Source organism: Kineococcus aridisoli (assembly GCF_050871885.1).
Taxonomy (GTDB): domain Bacteria; phylum Actinomycetota; class Actinomycetes; order Actinomycetales; family Kineococcaceae; genus Kineococcus.
This window is the reverse complement of sequence record NZ_JBJLSF010000104.1, coordinates 1-16,423: the sequence shown is the minus strand read 5'-3', so window position 1 is coordinate 16,423 and position 16,423 is coordinate 1. Positions and strand designations below refer to the sequence as shown.

Sequence of the window (16,423 nt, the reverse complement as noted above, 5' to 3'; positions counted from 1 at the left end):
GACCCGGGTCGGCGCCGCGCGGTCGCCCTCGACACCGCCGGCGTGGTTGTGGTGAGCGTCGGGGCCGACGACGGCGTCGCCCTGGCCTGGGGGCGCACGATCTCCGAGCTGGCCGCGGCCCTGCACGCCGGGCTCGGCTGCCGCTTCGTGCAGCTGTCCGGTGCGCTGCCGCGCCCGGACGTCCACGAGAGCGCCGTCGAGCTCGTGCGCCGGGCGGCGGAGGCCACCGGCTCCACGGCCAGCACCTTCTACGCCCCGCTGGCCGTGCCCGACGCCGTCACGGCCGAGGGGCTGCGCTCGCAGTCCGGCATCAGCGAGGCCCTGGCCGAGCTCGACCGGCTGACCAAGGCCGTCGTCTCCGTGGGCGCCTGGCAGCCGGGGGAGTCCACCGCCCTGGACTCCCTCGGCGACGCCGACCGCGCGGCGATGACGCGGGCCGGTGTCGTCGCCGAGGTCACCGGGGTGCTCCTCGGCGCCGACGGCCGGGACGTGGACGCGCTGGCCGACCGCGTCGTCGGCGTGACCGGCCGCCAGCTGCGCGCCGTGCCGGACGTGGTGGCGATGGCCTGCGGCGACGTGCGCGCCGCCGCCACCGCCGCCGTGCTGCGCAGCGGGATCGCCTCCACGCTGGTCACGCACGCCTCGCTGGCGCGGGCGGTCCTCGCGCTGGCCTGACCTCAGGCGTTGCGTTCGGTGATCGAACGCAGGACGTGGTGCAGGGCCTCGGTCTGCCGGACGTCGAGGCCGAGGGCGGCCCGGACGGCGTCGGGGACGTGGCGGGTCCGGGCGTGCAGGTCCCGGCCGGCCGCCGTCAACTGCACCAGCACCGTCCGCTCGTCGCTCTCGCTGCGCCGTCGATCCACGACCCCGTTCTGCTGCAGGCGCTTCAGCAGGGGCGAGACCGTCCCGTAGTCGAGGTCGAGGGCCGCGACGAGCTCGCGCACGCTGACCTCGCCGCGCTCGTGCAGGGCCACGACCACCAGGTACTGGGGGTACGTGAGGCCGAGCGGTTCGAGCAGCGGGCGGTAGACGCCCGTCATCGCCCGCGAGGCCGAGTAGAGGTCGAAGCAGATCATGTCCGCCAGACCGGTGGCCGGTGCGTCGGGGTCCGGTGCGTCGGGGTCCGGTGCGTCGGGCGTCACCGCGGCAGTCTAGGTCGCGGGAACAACATCGTGCACGATGTGATTGAGTACGATGCACTTGCTGGACCGAGACCGAGACCGCACCCCGAGGAGCACCAGATGACCGACCAGCCCGTCGTCCTCGAACCCGCCGCCCAGGAGTTCGTCGAGGCGACCGCCGACCCGCCGTACCTGTTCGACCTCGGGCCGGTCGAGGGGCGCGCGACCGTCGAGGGTGTGCAGGCCGGCGGCCCCGCCGAACCCGCCGCCGACGAGACCTGGACCTCCGTCGCCACCCCGCACGGCCAGGTGCGCGTCCGCATCGTCACCCCGCGCGGCCACAGCGGCGCCGCCCTGCCCGTCGTCCTGTACCTGCACGGCGCCGGCTGGGTCTTCGGCAGCGCCGCCACCCACGACCGTCTCGTGCGCGACCTCGTCGACGGCTCCGGCGCCGCGGTCGTCTTCCCCGAGTACTCCCTGTCGCCCGAGGCGCGCTACCCCGTCGCCATCGAGCAGAACTACGCGGTGGCGCAGTGGATCGGTACCCACGGCGCGGAGCTCGGCCTCGACGCGAGCCGCCTCGCGGTGGCCGGCGACTCGGTGGGCGGGAACATGGCGGCCGCCCTGACCCTCATGGCCGAGGAGCGCGGCGACGTCGCCCTGCGCTCGCAGCTGCTGTTCTACCCGGTCACCGACGCCGCGTTCGACACCCCGTCCTACCACCGCTTCGCCGAGGGCTACTTCCTGCGCCGCGACGGCATGCAGTGGTTCTGGGACCAGTACACGACCGACGAGGCGCAGCGCGCGCAGGTCACCGCCTCGCCGCTGCGGGCCACGACCGAGCAGCTCGCCGGCCTGCCGCAGGCCCTGGTCATCACCGCCGAGGCCGACGTCCTGCGCGACGAGGGCGAGGCGTACGCGGCGAAGCTGCGCGAGGCCGGGGTCCCGGTGACCGCCGTGCGCTACACCGGGACCACCCACGACTTCGTCATGCTGAACGCGCTGCGCGGCACCCGCGCCGCCACGGCCGCCATCGCCCAGGGCGCGCAGTTCCTGAAGTCCACCCTCGCCTGACCGACCCGCCGTGGTCGTGCACGGGGGGTGCACGACCACGGCGGGGTGAGGGGTCAGAACCCGGCGACCTCGTGGGGCTCGTAGGGGGCCTCCAGCTCGGCGACCTCCTCGTCGCTCAGGTGCAGGTCGACCGCCGCGATCGCGTCGTCGAGGTGGTGCGGCTTGGTCGCCCCCACGATGGGGGCCGTGACGACGGGGTTGCGCGCGACCCAGGCCAGCGCGACCTGCGCGCGCGGGACGCCGCGCCGCTCGGCGACGCGGGCGACCGCGGCGACGATCTCGGCGTCGGAGTCGCGGTAGAGCGTCTTGCCGAACTCGTCGGTCTCCGAGCGGTCGGTCGTGGCGTCCCAGTCGCGGGTCAGCTTCCCGCGCGCCAGCGGGCTCCACGGGATGACGCCGATGCCCTCGTCGGCGCACAGCGGCAGCATCTCGCGCTCCTCCTCGCGGTAGAGGAGGTTGTAGTGGTCCTGCATGGTCGCGAAGCGGGTCCAGCCGTTGAGCTCCTGCAGGTGCAGGGCCTTGGCGAACTGCCACGCCCACATCGAGGACGCCCCCAGGTAGCGGACCTTGCCGGCCTGGACGACGTCGTGCAGCGCCTGCAGCGTCTCCTCCAGCGGCACCGTGGGGTCGAAGCGGTGGATCTGGTAGAGGTCGACGTAGTCGGTGCCCAGCCGGCGCAGCGAGTTGTCGATCTCGGTGAGGATCGCCTGCCGCGACAGCCCCGCCCCGTTGGGGCCCGGGCGCATCCGGTTGAACACCTTGGTGGCGATGACGACCTGGTCGCGGGGCACCGCGGACAGCAGCACCTTGCCGATGATCTCCTCGCTGGAGCCGTCGGAGTAGACGTTGGCGGTGTCGAAGAAGTTCACGCCGGCGTCGAGCGCCTTGTGCAGGAAGGGGGCGCTCTCCTCCTCGGGCAGCGTCCAGGAGTGGCTCCCGCGCTGCGGGTCGCCGTAGCTCATGCAGCCGAGGACGAGCTTGGAGACCTCCAGGCCGGTGCGGCCGAGCTTCACGTAGTCCATGCCGCGATCCTTCCCGCGGTCCGTCCTCCTCGCGCGTCAGCCCAGGGCGAACGCGCCCGTCCCCTGGAATTGAGTCGAGGGGACTCACGTTGGCTCAGTCGACGGCGCTCACCCCGAGCGCCACCAGCCGTCCGAGGAGGACACTGATGAACACGCTGTCCGTGTGGCGCCGCAGCCCCTTCGACGCCCAGTTCGACGCCCTGGTCCGCAGCGCCTTCGGGCCGCTGACGAGCACCACCCCCGCCCGCACCGGCGGCTTCGCGCCCGCCGCCGAGGTCACCCGCGACGGCGACGACGCGCTCGTGCGCCTGGAGCTGCCCGGTGTCGCCCTCGACGACGTGAGCGTCGAGGTCGAGCGCGGCAGCCTCGTGGTCCGCGGTGAGCGCAAGGACGTCCGCTCGGACGACCAGCGCGGCCGCAGCGAGTTCCGCTACGGCAGCTTCCGCCGCAGCTTCTCCCTGCCGAGCACCGTGGCCGCCGACGCCGTGAGCGCCAGCTACGACGCCGGGGTGCTCACGGTGCGCGTCTCCGGTGCGCACGCGAGCGCGCAGCCGACCCGCATCGCGGTCACCGCGGCCGCCCCGCAGGCGGTCGGGACCGGTGAGCCCACCGGCTCCTCCACCGAGTCCTCCACCGAGGCCCCCTCGGCCGAGTGACGATCCCGCGAGAGCCCCGCGACCTCCCCGGTCGCGGGGCTCTCGCCGTCAGCGGGCCAGGCGCACCGAGCTGGACAGCAGCGCCGCGTGCACGAAGGCCTGCGGCAGGTTCCCGCGCAGCTGGCGCTGGCGCACGTCCCACTCCTCGCTGAGCAGCGCCGCCGGCCCGCACGCGGCCCGGTTGCGCTCGAAGAAGCGGAACGCGTCGACCTCCTCGCCGGCCGCGTGCAGCGCCTCCGCCAGCAGGAAGCCGCACAGCAGGAACGCCCCCTCGGTGGTGCCCAGCGGCATCGAGTCGGGGGAGTAGCGGTACACGTGGTGGTCCTCCACCAGGTCGCGGCGCACCGCCTCCAGCGTCGCGCGCGAGCGCGGGTCCTCCACCGGCAGCGCCCCGTGCAGCGGCGGGCGCAGCAGCGCCGCGTCCACCCCCGGCTGCCCCGGGCTGCGCTGCCAGCGCCCCTCCACCGGGTGCAGGCCCTCGCGCGAGGTCCGCGCCAGCACCGCGTCCGCCAGCGCCGAGTACCGCGCCGCGTCCCCGGGGGAGGAGACGGCGGCCACGCACCTCAGCCCGGCCACGCACTCCAGCCGCGAGTGCGTCCAGTGGTCGTCCTCGATCTCCCAGATCCCCGCGTCCGGCTGCTGCCAGCGCTGCTCGATCGCCGAGACGGCCACCTCCACCGCGCGCCGGCCGTCGGCGTCGAGGACGTCGAAGCGCGCGGCGGCGGCCAGCAGCTGCAGCACCTCGCCGAAGGCGTCGAGCTGGAACTGCCCGCGCACGTGGTTGCCGGCGATGTCCCAGCCGCCCGGGTAGCCCGGCAGCCCCGTCGGGCGCTCGTCGGGCACGGGCGCGCCGAGCACCGTGTACGCGGGCGACATGCCGGGGCCGTCGGCCAGCACCCGCTGGGTGACGAACCCGACGAGCGTCTCGAACAGCGGGTGCGGCGCACCGCACTCGGCGAGCGCGAGCCCGGCGTAGCACTGGTCGCGCACCCAGGCGTAGCGGTAGTCGTAGCTGCGCCCGCGCTCGGCGTGCTCGGGCAGCGACATCGTCGCCGCCGCCACCATGCCGCCGGCGTCGGAGGTCAGGCCGCGGATCACCGCGAACGAGTGCTGCGCCTCCGTCGGGGCGATGCTGTCGCGGACCTCCGGCACCGCCGAGCGCCAGGTGTGCTCGGTGGACTGCCAGGCGTGCCAGGGGTCCGGCGGCTCCTCGGGCAGCCGGGTCCCCACCTCCAGCACGAGGTGGTGGCTGGTGCCGGCGGGCACCCGCAGCCGCTGGCGCAGGACGCCGTCCTCGACGTGCGCGTCCGCCAGCCCCGTCAGCCGCACCCGCAGGTCCCCGGTGCGCCCGCTCCAGCGCCCCCGCTCGTCGCGGCGCAGGCCCCGCAGCGCCTTCGTGCCGAACCCGGCGCGCAGGTCCAGCAGCACGTCGACCTCGGCCTCGCCCTGCGCGGCGACCACCTCGCGCAGCACGACGGCGCGCTCGGGGTCGCTGGGCATCGCGAGCGCGTCGCGGCAGTCGACCGTCCCGTCGCCGCGAGAGGTCCAGCGGTGGCGGAAGACCAGCGTCCCCGGCTCGTAGTGCCCGCCCCACACGAACGGGTGGGTCGGCGTCACCGAGAACGCGCCGCGACCGCCCAGCAGGGCGGCGAAGACGGCGTCGTCGTGCCAGGTCGGCGCGCACAGCCACGTCATGTCCCCGCGCGGGCCCACGACCGCACCGCGCGCCCCGTCGGCCACCAGCGCGTAGTCGCGCAGCACGTGCGGCGGGAAGCGCCGGGAGGACTCCTCCGGCGTCACGCCGGCGCCCCGGCCCCCGTCACCAGCAGCAGCTTGCCCACGTGCGAGGAACCCTCCATCACCTCGTGCGCGCGGGAGGCCTCCGCTAGCGGGAAGCGCTCGTGCACGACGGGGCGGACGCCGCCGTCGACGACCAGCGGCCACACGTGGTCGCGCACGCTGGCCACGACCGCCGCCTTCTCCTCCGGCGACCTCGAACGCAACGTCCTGGCGTGCAAGGAGATCCGCTTGCGCAGCAGCAGGCCCAGGTCGATCTCGGCGGTGGTGCCGCCCTGGGTGGCGATCACCACCAGGCGGCCGTCGGTGCCCAGCACGTCGAGGTTGCGGGCCAGGTAGGGCGCGCCCACCAGGTCCAGCACGACGTCCGCGCCGGCGGGCTCGAACTCCCGCACGCGGGCGACGAAGTCCTCCTCGCGGTAGTCCACCAGCAGCTGCGCGCCCAGCTCGGCGCAGCGCGCCAGCTTGGCGGGCGAGCCCGCCGTCACCGCCACCCGCGCCCCCACCTGCCGGGCCAGCTGGATCGCCATCGTGCCGATGCCGCTGGAACCGCCGTGCACGAGCAGCAGCTCGCCGGGGCGCAGGCCCGCCGTGGTGAACACCGTGCTCCACACCGTGCACGCCACCTCCGGCAGCGCCGCGGCGTCGACCACGTCCACGCCCTGGGGCACCGGCAGCAGCTGACCGGCCGGGACGGCGACGCGCTCGGCGTAGCCGCCGCCGGCCAGCAGCGCGCACACCGCGTCCCCGGGCCGCCAGCCCGTCACGCCCTCGCCCAGCGACTCGATCCACCCGGAGACCTCCAGCCCGGGGTGCTGCGGCGCACCGGGCGGCGGCGGGTACAGCCCGCGCCGCTGCATGGCGTCGGCCCGGTTCACCCCCGCCGCGGCCACCCGCACCACCACCTCGCCGGGGCCGGCGACGGGGTCGGGCGCCTCCCTCTCGACGAGGGCCCCCGGGCCGCCGGGCTGCTCAACGGTCACGATCCGCACGAGGCCGACCCTACGTTTCCCCTCCCGGGCCCGCCCGGCCGAGCAGCTCCCGCGCGCGCTCCAGGTCCGCCGGCACGTCCACGTCCAGGCACTCGGCGTCGGTCACCGCGACCTCCACGACCTCCACGCGCGCCAGCAGCGCGCGCAGCGGGCGCCCGGCCAGCGGCTCCTGCGCGGCCAGCTCGCCCAGCACCGCCAGCACCGGCTCGCGCCGCCACGCCGACAGCAGCGGCTGGCGGCGGCCGCCCGCGTCCACGCCCACCGCCGCCAGCGCGCCGCGCCGCGCCCGCAGCGCCGCCAGCAGCCGCGGCACGGCGCTCGCCGCGAACGGCTGGTCGCCGGCCAGGACCACCACGGCCGGTGTCGAGGCGGCCGCCAGGCCCGCCGCCAGCGCCGGCAGCGGCCCCCCTCCGGGGGGGTCCTCCTGCAACCGGGTGACCGTGGGACCCGCCGCGCGTGCTGCGAGCGGGTGACCCACGACGAAGATCCGCGCCGAGCGCTGAAGCTCCCCCGCGAGGCGGCCGATGACGGTGGTGTCGGCCAACCGCGCCGACAGCTTGTCCGCGCCCGGAGCCTGCGCGGCGTAGCGGCGTCCCGCGCCGCCCGCCAGCAGGACGACGTCGGCCCGGTGGTCCGCACGCCCGTGGAGCACCCCGCCAGTGTCCCGGCCGCAGCCCACCAGCACCACAGCGCACCGGTGCGAGCACCGCTCGCCCAGACGAAGGAGAAGCCCGTGCTGAAGAAGAGCCACGCCGCCGTGCTCGTCGGCGCCGCCCTCGTGCTGTCGGCGTGCGGCGGTGGAGCCGACGCCTCCGACGAGAGGACCGGCACCAAGAGCGTGGGCATCGCCATGCCGACCACGTCCTCGACGCGCTGGATCTCCGACGGCAAGAGCATGGTCGACCTCTTCGAGGCCGCCGGCTTCACCACCGACCTGCAGTACGGCGAGGACGACGTCGACAGCCAGGTCAGCCAGATCCAGCGGATGATCGACGACGACGTCAGCGTCATCGTCGTGGCCGCCATCGACGGCACCCAGCTCACCGGCGTGCTCTCGCAGGCGGAGGCCGCGGGCATCCCCGTCATCGCCTACGACCGCCTGCTCACCGGCAGCACGGACGTCGACTACTACGCCTCCTTCGACAACGCCGAGGTCGGCCGCCTGCAGGCGAAGGCGGTCGTCGACCGCCTCGGCCTCGAGACCGCCACCGGGCCGCTGACGATCGAGCTGTTCGCCGGCTCGCCCGACGACTCCAACTCCTACGGCTTCTACGAGGGCTCCATGGAGGTCCTCAAGCCCTACCTGGACGCCGGCGAGCTCGTCGTGCGCAGCGGCCAGACCAGCATGGACCAGATCGCCACCGAGCGCTGGGACGGCGCCACCGCCGCGGCCCGCCTGGAGAACCTGCTCACCGCCCACTACGGCACCGCGCGCCTCGACGCGGTCCTGTCGCCCTACGACGGCATGAGCCGCTCGATCATCTCCACGCTGCAGGCCCGCGGCTACGGCGCCGGCCAGCCCCTGCCGGTCGTCACCGGCCAGGACGCCGAGCTGGAGTCGGTGAAGTCGATCCTCGCCGGCCAGCAGGCGCAGACGGTGTTCAAGGACACCCGAGAGCTCGCGGAGACGGCGGTGCGGATGTCCGAGGCCGTCCTGGCCGGTGAGCAGCCGACCACGACCACCACCGCGGACAACGGCGTCAAGGACGTCCCCGCGCAGCTCCTGGAGCCCGTCTCGGTCGACGCGGGCAACGTCCAGCAGGTGCTCGTCGACAGCGGTTTCTACACCGCGGACCAGCTCGCCGGCTGACCCGCCCGGGCGAGGTTCCCCCGGTTCCGCTCAACCCGGGGACCCCGTCTCCCGATCACCCCCAGGTCTGCTCCACCTCAGTGGGCACCTGACAGCCCACTCACGCGTACGGAAGGTCGACATGCTGCGCAACCTGAGCATCAGAGCCAGGCTCCTGGTCCTCCTCTCGGTCCCGCTCGCGGTGCTCCTGGTCGCCGCGGTCGCGATCGACGTCCGTCTCATCACCTCCGCCGCCGAGACCCGCCGCGTCGCGATGTTCGCCGGCACGGCCGACGAGGGCAGCCAGCTGCTCGTCGCGCTCCAGCAGGAGCGCCTCGCCAGCGTCCAGTCGCTGGTCGAGGGCTCGGGCGTCACGCCCGAGCAGGTCGCCGCGGCCCGCACCGCCTCCGACGGCGCGCTCCAGGCGCTGGCCGCCGAGCTGACCGAGGTGGACCTCGCGGACGGCGGCTCGGCCACCTCGGCCGCGCTGCAGAAGGCGCAGGCGGCCGCCGGCGCCATCGCCCAGGTCCGCGCCATCGTCGACAGCGGCAACACCACCGCCGCCCAGACCCTCACCGCCTACGACCCGTTCGTCAACGCCTACTCCGACCTGGCGCTCGCGGTCTCCGACGACACCAGCGAGCGCGACCTGGCCCGCGACCAGGCCGGTTTCGCCTACCTGGTCAAGGAGAGCGAGGCGGCCTCCCGCGAGCAGGTCGCCGGCCTGCTCGTCCTGGAGGGCGTCACCTCCGCCAGCGTCACGCAGATCCGCGGCACCTCGATCGCCGAGCAGGAGTTCTTCCAGGACCAGGCGGACTCCCTGCTCAACGCCGACCTCGCCGACCGGGTCGACGCGGCCCTGAACGCCTCCGAGGCCTCCCAGGCCCGCGCGTTCGTCAGCAAGGACCGCAACGCGTTCACCGCGGCCGGCTCGGCCGCCCCGTCCCTCAGCGCCGACGAGTGGCTGACCCGGACCGGCACGGTCATCGAGAGCCTCAACACCGCCACCGACATCGCCGCCCAGGACGTCTCCGACCGCGGTGACGCCGCGGCCGGCAGCGCCCTGCTGCGCGGTGTCCTGCTCGCCGCGCTGACCCTGCTCGTCGCCGCCGGCGTCGTCTTCTTCGCCCTCACGGTGGCCCGCAGCATCGGCAGCCGCCTGCGCGCCCTGGCCGCCGCCGCGACCGAGGTCCGCGACGAGCTGCCCCGCATGGTCGAGCGCATGCAGACCCCGGGCGAGGGCCCGGGCGTGGAGTTCTCCCCGCTGGAGATCACCAGCACCGACGAGATCGGTGAGGTCACCAAGGTCATCAACGACCTCAACGAGACCACCTTCCGCATCGCCGGTGAGCAGGCCGCGCTGCGCGCCTCGATCGCCGAGATGTTCGTCAACGTCGCCCGCCGCGACCAGGCGCTGCTCGCCCGCCAGCTGGCCTTCCTGGACCAGCTGGAGCGCACCGAGGAGAACCCCGACACCCTCGAGGACCTCTTCACCCTCGACCACCTGGCGACCCGGATGCGGCGCAACGCCGAGTCCCTGCTCGTGCTGGCCGGCATCAACACCGGCCGCCGCCTGCGCCGGCCGCTGCCGCTGTCGGACGTGGTCCGCACCGCGGCCGGTGAGATCGAGCACTACGGCCGCGTGGACCTGGCCCTGCAGGTCGACCCGCCGGTCGTCGGCCACCTCGCGCTGTCGCTGTCGCACCTGATGGCGGAGCTGCTCGAGAACGCGACGAACTTCTCCGACCCGGGCACCCGCGTCGTCGTCGGCACCGCCGAGACCGAGCGCGGCATCGAGGTCACCATCCGGGACAGCGGCCTCGGCATGAGCGCCGAGGAGGTCGAGACCGCCCACCGCCGCATCTCCGGTGGCCGCGCCTCGGAGTTCGTCGGCGCCCAGCGCCTCGGCTTCTACGTCGTCGGCCGCCTCGCCGGCCGCCTCGACGTCGACGTCCACGTCGACACCGCCGAGGGCCGGGGCACCACCGTCACGCTCGTCCTCGCCGCCTCGCTGTTCACCCCGGGCAGCGTCAAGGCCGGCCAGCCGGAGCTGGCCGCCCTCGACAGCGGGCTGCCGGTGGCCGACACCGCCCCCGCCGCGCTCCCGGCGCTGCCGGACACCGCGGTCTCCGCGCTGCCGGACGCCGCGCCGGCCACCCCCGCGGGCCTGCCCAGCCGCAAGCCCGCCGCGCCGGCCACGGGTGCCGACACGATCGTCAGCAACCCGCTGGCGGCCGACGGCCTCGGCGACGCCCTCTCGGCGACGCTGCAGGAGTCCGCGGCGCAGGCCGCGGCCAGCTCCGAGGTCAACCCGTCCGCGCCCACGAAGGTCGAGGGCCGGCAGCTGCCGACCCGCCGCCGCACCGCCCAGGCGCAGGCCAAGGCCGACGCGGCCGCCACCCCCGCTCCCGCGGCCGCCGCTCCCGCCGCTCCCGCGGCGGAGGTCCCCGCGGCGGACTGGAAGCCGGTGGCCGCCGCCACCAGCGCCGCCCCGGCGATGCCCAAGCGCGAGCGCAAGGCCGAGGCGCCGACCGCCCTGGCCGCGGCGCAGGACATCCTGCCCAAGGCCGGCCGCCGGCCGCGCCCGGTGCGCGACTCCGCGACGCCGCCGAAGACCGCCGCCGAGGCGTTCTGGACCTCGCGCAAGCGCGGCGAGGCCCCCGAGGCCACCCCGGCCGCCCCGGCCACCACGGCCTCCGCGCTCGACGCCCTCGAGGCGAACCGCGCGGCGCAGGTGGAGCAGCCCGTCGCGGCCCCGGCTCCCGCTCCGGCGGAGGCGCCGGCCCCGGTCGCGGCGGCTGCCGCCGAGGCCCCGGCCCCGGTCCTGCCGGTGGCCCCGGCCCCCGTGGAGGTCCCGGCCCCCGCGCCGGTGCCGGCCGCGGAGGTCGCCGCCCCCGCCGCCCCCGCCGTCCCGGCGGTGCCGGGCCGCTCGGTCGGCGAGGCCCTGCGCCAGCGCAGCGCCCTGGCGGCCGAGGCCCTGTCCGCCCTCACCGAGGGGCAGAGCTTCACGCCCTCCAAGGGCACCGGCTCCGCGCCGCTGGTCCGCCGCCAGGCGGGCGCCACGGCGGCCGCGGCCAAGCCCGCCCCCGCCCGCGCCGCCGCCAACCGGCAGCGTCGCGCCCCCGCGGACGTCCGCTCGATGCTCTCCGGCTTCCAGGCCGGCGTCTCGCGCGGTCGCGCCGGAGGCGACGTCCCCGTCGCCGACCCGAAGGACGGCGCCGATGGCACCGCCTGACCACCAGTCCTCGACCCCGTCCCGGGGTCGCGGGGAAGACCACCCGACCGACCTGACCGACCTGACCGAACGACAGTCCAGCCCGAGAAGAGGAACCCCACTGTGACCGCGCTTAGCTCCGAGGCCGCCGACTTCAGCTGGCTCCTCGACAACTTCGTCAAGAGCGTCTCCGGCGTCCAGCACACCGTCGTCGTCTCCGCCGACGGCCTGCTCATGGCCATGTCCGAGAAGCTCGACCGCGAGTCCGGCGACCAGCTGGCCGCCATCGTCTCGGGCGTCTCCAGCCTGGCCCGCGGCGCCGCCCGCCAGCTGCAGTCCGGCGAGGTGCGCCAGGCCATCATCGAGATGGACGACGCGTTCTTCTTCCTCGTCAACATCTCCGACGGCTCGGTCCTGGCCGTCGCCGCCGAGGCGGGCTGCGACGTCGGCCTCATCGGCTACGAGATGGCGATGCTGGTGCAGCGCGCCGAGACCGTCCTGACCCCGCAGCTGGTGTCGGAGATGCGGGCCGCGCTGCCCACCTCCGCCCCCGTCGCTTCCCGGTGGTGACCGGACGTGACAGCACCTGGTAGTGCGGACCTCTGGTCCGACGACGACGACCAGGACGCCGAGGAGTTCACCGTCCGCCCGTACACCGTCACCGGTGGGCGGACCCGTCCCTCCAACGTCGACCTCCCCGTGGAGGCCCTCGTCGAGGCGCTCAGCGACCCCGACGTCGGGATGACGCCGGAGCGGCGGAAGATCCTGGAACTCACGAAGAAGTCCTACCTGTCGATCGCCGAGCTGTCCGCCCACGTCCACCTGCCGGTCGGCGTCGTGCGCGTCGTGGTGAGCGACCTCTCCCAGACCGGGAAGGTCCGCATCCACGGCCTCACGATGACCTCGGCACCTCAACCCGCGACCACCATCAGCGTCCTGGAGAGTGTTCTCAATGGCATTTCCTCGCTCTGACGTGAGCCCCGCCGGAGCCGGAGCGCCCGCGGGAACCGACACTCAGGCACCGCCCACCGTCGTCAAGATCGTCGTGGCCGGCGGGTTCGCCGTCGGCAAGACGACCTTCATCGGCTCGATCTCCGACATCGAGCCGCTGCGCACCGAAGCCGCCATGACCGAGCACTCGGTCGGCGTCGACGACGCGGGCCTGAACTCCGACCGCAAGACGTCGACCACGGTCGCCATGGACTTCGGCCGCATCGCGCTGCCGGGCAACCTGTGGCTGTACCTGTTCGGCACCCCCGGCCAGGACCGCTTCCTGTTCATGTGGGACGACCTCGTCAAGGGCGCCATCGGCGCGGTCGTGCTGGTCGACACCGACCGCCTCGACCAGTGCTTCCCGGCCGTCGACTACTTCGAGTCGCGCGGCATCCCGTTCGTCGTCGCCGTCAACTGCTTCGACGGCGTGGCCCAGCACGACCTGGACTCCGTGCGCGAGGCGCTCGGCGTGCCGGAGAACGTCCCGCTGGTCTACACCGACGCCCGCAGCAAGGCCGCCACCAAGCACAGCCTCATCACGCTCGTGCAGACCGCCCTGGCCCGGCTGAGCGCCGCGTCCTGACCGACGCCCGCACGACGAGAGGCCGGTCCCCGTCCCGGGGGCCGGCCTCTCGTCGTCCGCCCGGCCCCGCCCGGCCCGCCCGCCCGGCCGCGCGCATCGGCTGGACGGGTGACGTTTCAGCTCCGGCGCCCGTGTGCCGATGAGCACTGTGAGCAGGACGCCGCGGCCCGACCGGGCCGCACCGACGCGAGAAGCGGGAGTGCCACGTGGACGACATGGACGAGATCGTCCAAGAGTTCCTCGTCGAGAGCTACGAGAACCTGGACCAGCTGGACTCCGACCTCGTCGCGCTCGAGCAGGAGCCGGGCTCGCGGGAGCTGCTCGCCAGCGTCTTCCGCACCATCCACACGATCAAGGGCACCAGCGGCTTCCTGGCGTTCTCGCGCCTGGAGTCGGTCGCCCACGTCGGCGAGAACCTGCTGGCCCGCCTGCGCGACGGCCAGCTGGTCATGACCCCGGTGACGACCGACGTGCTGCTGCGCATGGTCGACACCATCCGCGCGCTGCTGTCCTCCATCGAGGCCTCGCACAGCGAGGACGGTGTCGAGGTCGCCGAGGTCGTCGCCGCCATCCGCGCCGTGCTCGACGGCGAGCAGCCCGTGCTCCCCCCCTCCGCCGGCGCCGGTGCCGAGACCCCCGCCGAGACCCCCGCCGAGACCCCCGCCCCGGTCGCCGAGGTGCCCGCGCCCGCCGAGGAGGTGCCCGCGCCCGTCGTCGAGGTCCCCGCCCCCGTCGAGGAGGTGCCCGCGCCCGTCGTCGAGGTCCCCGCCCCCGTCGCCGAGGTCCCCGCTCCGGTCGCCGAGGTGCCCGCGCCCGTCGAGGCCCCTGCTCCGGTCGCCGAGGTCCCGGCCCCCGTGGCCGAGGTCCCCGCACCCGCCCCGGTGCCCGCGCCCGTCGCCGCGCCCGCCGCCGCGCCCGTCGCCGCCGCGCCCGCCGACAAGCCCGCCGCGCCCGCCGGCGAGAAGGCCTCCGCCGTCGAGGCCAGCATCCGCGTCGACGTCGAGCTGCTGGAGTCCCTGGTCCGCCAGGCCGGTGAGCTGGTCCTGGCCCGCAACCAGATCCTCCAGCGCGCCGGCGCGCTGCGCGACGAGGACCTCACCCGCGCCTGCCACCGCCTCAACCTCGTCGCCAGCGAGATGCAGGAGACGGTCATGCGCACCCGCATGCAGGCCATCGACCACCTGTGGTCGAAGCTGCCCCGCGTCGTCCGCGACCTCGGGAACATGCTGGGCCGCAAGATCAAGCTGGAGATGGAGGGCGGCGACACCGAGCTCGACCGCACGCTGCTCGAGGCCGTCAAGGACCCGCTGACCCACATCGTCCGCAACGCGGTCGACCACGGCATCGAGTCGCCCGAGGTGCGCCGCGCCGCCGGCAAGAACGAGGTCGGCACCCTGAAGCTGCGCGCGGCGCACGAGGGCGGCCAGGTCGTCGTCGAGATCCGCGACGACGGCAAGGGCATCGACCCGGCCATCATCGGCGCCAAGGCCGTCGAGAAGGGCCTGGTGACGGCCGCCAAGCTGGAGTCGCTGACCCCCAACGACATCCTGCAGTTCCTGTTCCTGCCCGGCTTCTCCACCGCCGCCAAGGTCACCAACGTCTCCGGCCGCGGTGTCGGCATGGACGTCGTCAAGACGAACATCGAGCGCATCGGCGGCTCCGTCGACGTCGAGTCCGTCGTCGGCCACGGCACCGTCTGGCGCCTGCGGATCCCGCTGACCCTGGCGATCGTCCCGGCCCTGACCGTCGAGTGCGCCGGCCAGCGCTACGCCATGCCGCAGGTCAACCTGCTGGAGCTGGTCAGCCTGGACACCGAGCGCATGTCCAAGGCGATCGAGGACGTCGGCGGCGCGAAGGTGTACCGCCTGCGCGGTGCGCTGCTGCCGCTGATCCGCCTGGAGGAGGCGCTGGAGCTCAAGCGCCCCGCCGACGCGGAGATGCCGACCAACCTCGTCATCGCCGTCCTGGAGTGCGACGGCCGCCGCTTCGGCCTCGTCGTCGACCGCGTCCTGGACACCGAGGAGATCGTCGTCAAGCCGCTGTCCGGCGTGCTGAAGGCGATCGGCTCCTACGCCGGGGCGACCATCCTCGGCGACGGGCGGGTCTCGCTGATCCTCGACGTGCAGTCGCTGGCGCGCCGCACGATGCGCTCGGACGGCATCGAGCACGCCGCGTCCGCGGCCGCCTCGACGACCGCCGCGACGGGCGAGGGCCAGCGCCTGCTGGTCGTCGGCCTCGGCGACAACCGCCGGGTCGCGATCCCGCTGGACGTCGTCACCCGCCTGGAGGAGTTCAAGACGGAGTCCATCGAGCGCGTCGGCCGGCGCGAGGTCGTCCGCTACCGCGGCGAGATCCTCCCGCTGGTCCGCCTCTCGCACCACCTCGGCGGCGGTTCCCGCGGGGCCCGCTCGGCCGGCGAGGCCGACGCGGTGCCGGGTGTCGTGTACTCCGCGCGCGGCCGCTCGGTCGCGATCGTCGTCGACGAGATCGTCGACATCGTCGCGGGTCAGGACGCGCGCAGCGACATCGACGACGCGGGCCTGGTCGGCTCGGCCGTCATCCGCGACCGCGTGACCGAGCTCCTCGACGTCCGGGCAGCGATCCTGGCCGCCGACCCGAACTTCTTCACCGAGCAGGCTCAGAACGAGCTCGCCGAAGCGTCCAAGCGACTGGGGGTCTGACGTGTCCACGCAGTACGCCACGTTCCACCTGGCCGGGCACCTGTTCGGTGTCGAGGTGCGGCGCGTGCAGGAGGTGCTCACCGAGCAGCCCCGCACCCCCGCGCCGCTGGCCCCGCGGGCCGTCGCCGGCCTCATCAACCTGCGCGGTCAGGTCGTCACCGCGCTGGACCTGCGCCGCCGGCTGGGCATGCCCGACCGCGAGGAGGGCAAGGTCGCGATGAACGTCGTCGTCCGCGCCGCCGAGGAGGTCTGGAGCCTGCTCGTCGACTCGATCGGTGGCGTCATCGAGGCCGCCGACGCGACCTTCGAGCCGCCGCCGGACACGCTGTCCGGGCCGATCCGCGAGCTGATCCGCGGCGCCTACAAGCTCGACGACGCGCTGCTGCTCGTCCTCGACGTCGACAAGGCGCTGGAGATCGAGGGCGCGGTCACCGCGGCCTGACCCGGCACCGCACCCGGCACCGCGACGCAGCACGGGGTGGGACCTCCTGGTCCCACCCC

At 74.7% G+C, this 16,423-nt stretch carries 15 protein-coding genes; 10 read left to right on the top strand and 5 right to left on the bottom strand.

Annotated features, from left to right (window positions below; all coding sequences use genetic code 11):
• On the top strand, positions 1–675 hold a 675-nt coding region (locus tag ACRYM2_RS20430), incomplete at its 5' end, for a sugar-binding domain-containing protein (protein WP_432524272.1).
• A gap of 2 nt (positions 676–677) precedes the next feature.
• Here ACRYM2_RS20430 and ACRYM2_RS20425 read toward each other — a convergent pair.
• Positions 678–1,142: a MarR family winged helix-turn-helix transcriptional regulator gene (locus ACRYM2_RS20425; protein ID WP_432524271.1), complete on the bottom strand. Its 465-nt coding sequence runs from the start codon at positions 1,140–1,142 to the stop codon at positions 678–680.
• Between the two features lie 99 nt (positions 1,143–1,241).
• Between ACRYM2_RS20425 and ACRYM2_RS20420 the strand changes: the two genes are divergently transcribed.
• Complete coding sequence (locus ACRYM2_RS20420) at positions 1,242–2,195, top strand: alpha/beta hydrolase (protein WP_432524270.1); 954 nt, start codon at positions 1,242–1,244, stop codon at positions 2,193–2,195.
• 53 nt (positions 2,196–2,248) lie between these two features.
• Here the strand turns inward: ACRYM2_RS20420 and ACRYM2_RS20415 are convergent, their stop codons facing one another.
• Complete coding sequence (locus ACRYM2_RS20415; protein WP_432524269.1) at positions 2,249–3,217, bottom strand: aldo/keto reductase; 969 nt, start codon at positions 3,215–3,217, stop codon at positions 2,249–2,251.
• A 146-nt stretch (positions 3,218–3,363) separates the two neighbouring features.
• On the opposite strand from ACRYM2_RS20415, the gene ACRYM2_RS20410 reads away from it, so the two are divergent.
• The gene (locus ACRYM2_RS20410; RefSeq protein ID WP_432524268.1) at positions 3,364–3,873 is read left to right on the top strand and encodes an Hsp20/alpha crystallin family protein; all 510 of its coding nucleotides are present in this window, start codon (positions 3,364–3,366) and stop codon (positions 3,871–3,873) included.
• A gap of 48 nt (positions 3,874–3,921) precedes the next feature.
• On the opposite strand, the gene ACRYM2_RS20405 is transcribed toward ACRYM2_RS20410, so the two are convergent.
• The 3 genes from ACRYM2_RS20405 to ACRYM2_RS20395 are packed head-to-tail and all read right to left on the bottom strand — an operon-like array spanning position 3,922 to position 7,314.
• Positions 3,922–5,673, bottom strand: a complete 1,752-nt coding sequence (locus tag ACRYM2_RS20405; RefSeq protein WP_432524267.1) for a glycoside hydrolase family 15 protein — start codon at positions 5,671–5,673, stop codon at positions 3,922–3,924.
• A complete protein-coding gene (locus tag ACRYM2_RS20400; protein ID WP_432524266.1) occupies positions 5,670–6,662 on the bottom strand; it encodes an NAD(P)H-quinone oxidoreductase in 993 nt (330 codons plus the stop codon). Before ACRYM2_RS20400 ends, ACRYM2_RS20405 begins: the two co-directional genes overlap by 4 nt.
• A gap of 10 nt (positions 6,663–6,672) precedes the next feature.
• Positions 6,673–7,314, bottom strand: coding sequence for an NTP transferase domain-containing protein (locus ACRYM2_RS20395; protein WP_432524265.1), 642 nt, complete (start codon positions 7,312–7,314; stop codon positions 6,673–6,675).
• 84 nt (positions 7,315–7,398) lie between these two features.
• On the opposite strand from ACRYM2_RS20395, the gene chvE reads away from it, so the two are divergent.
• The 7 genes from chvE (at position 7,399) to ACRYM2_RS20360 (ending at position 16,364) form a co-directional block, all read left to right on the top strand.
• On the top strand, positions 7,399–8,472 hold the full coding sequence (gene chvE / locus ACRYM2_RS20390) for a multiple monosaccharide ABC transporter substrate-binding protein (RefSeq protein ID WP_432524273.1): 1,074 nt from the start codon (positions 7,399–7,401) through the stop codon (positions 8,470–8,472).
• Between the two features lie 121 nt (positions 8,473–8,593).
• Positions 8,594–11,686, top strand: a complete 3,093-nt coding sequence (locus ACRYM2_RS20385; RefSeq protein WP_432524264.1) for a sensor histidine kinase — start codon at positions 8,594–8,596, stop codon at positions 11,684–11,686.
• 102 nt (positions 11,687–11,788) lie between these two features.
• Positions 11,789–12,235: a roadblock/LC7 domain-containing protein gene (locus tag ACRYM2_RS20380; protein WP_432524263.1), complete on the top strand. Its 447-nt coding sequence runs from the start codon at positions 11,789–11,791 to the stop codon at positions 12,233–12,235.
• 6 nt (positions 12,236–12,241) lie between these two features.
• On the top strand, positions 12,242–12,637 hold the full coding sequence (locus ACRYM2_RS20375; protein ID WP_432524262.1) for a DUF742 domain-containing protein: 396 nt from the start codon (positions 12,242–12,244) through the stop codon (positions 12,635–12,637).
• Positions 12,618–13,241 (top strand): GTP-binding protein, encoded by a 624-nt coding sequence (locus ACRYM2_RS20370; RefSeq protein ID WP_432524261.1) that lies wholly within the window; start codon positions 12,618–12,620, stop codon positions 13,239–13,241. The genes ACRYM2_RS20375 and ACRYM2_RS20370 overlap by 20 nt, the downstream gene beginning before the upstream one ends.
• A 206-nt stretch (positions 13,242–13,447) precedes the next feature.
• Positions 13,448–15,922, top strand: a complete 2,475-nt coding sequence (locus ACRYM2_RS20365; protein ID WP_432524260.1) for a chemotaxis protein CheW — start codon at positions 13,448–13,450, stop codon at positions 15,920–15,922.
• A gap of 1 nt (position 15,923) precedes the next feature.
• Complete coding sequence (locus ACRYM2_RS20360; protein WP_432524259.1) at positions 15,924–16,364, top strand: chemotaxis protein CheW; 441 nt, start codon at positions 15,924–15,926, stop codon at positions 16,362–16,364.
• Positions 16,365–16,423: the final 59 nt, after the last annotated feature.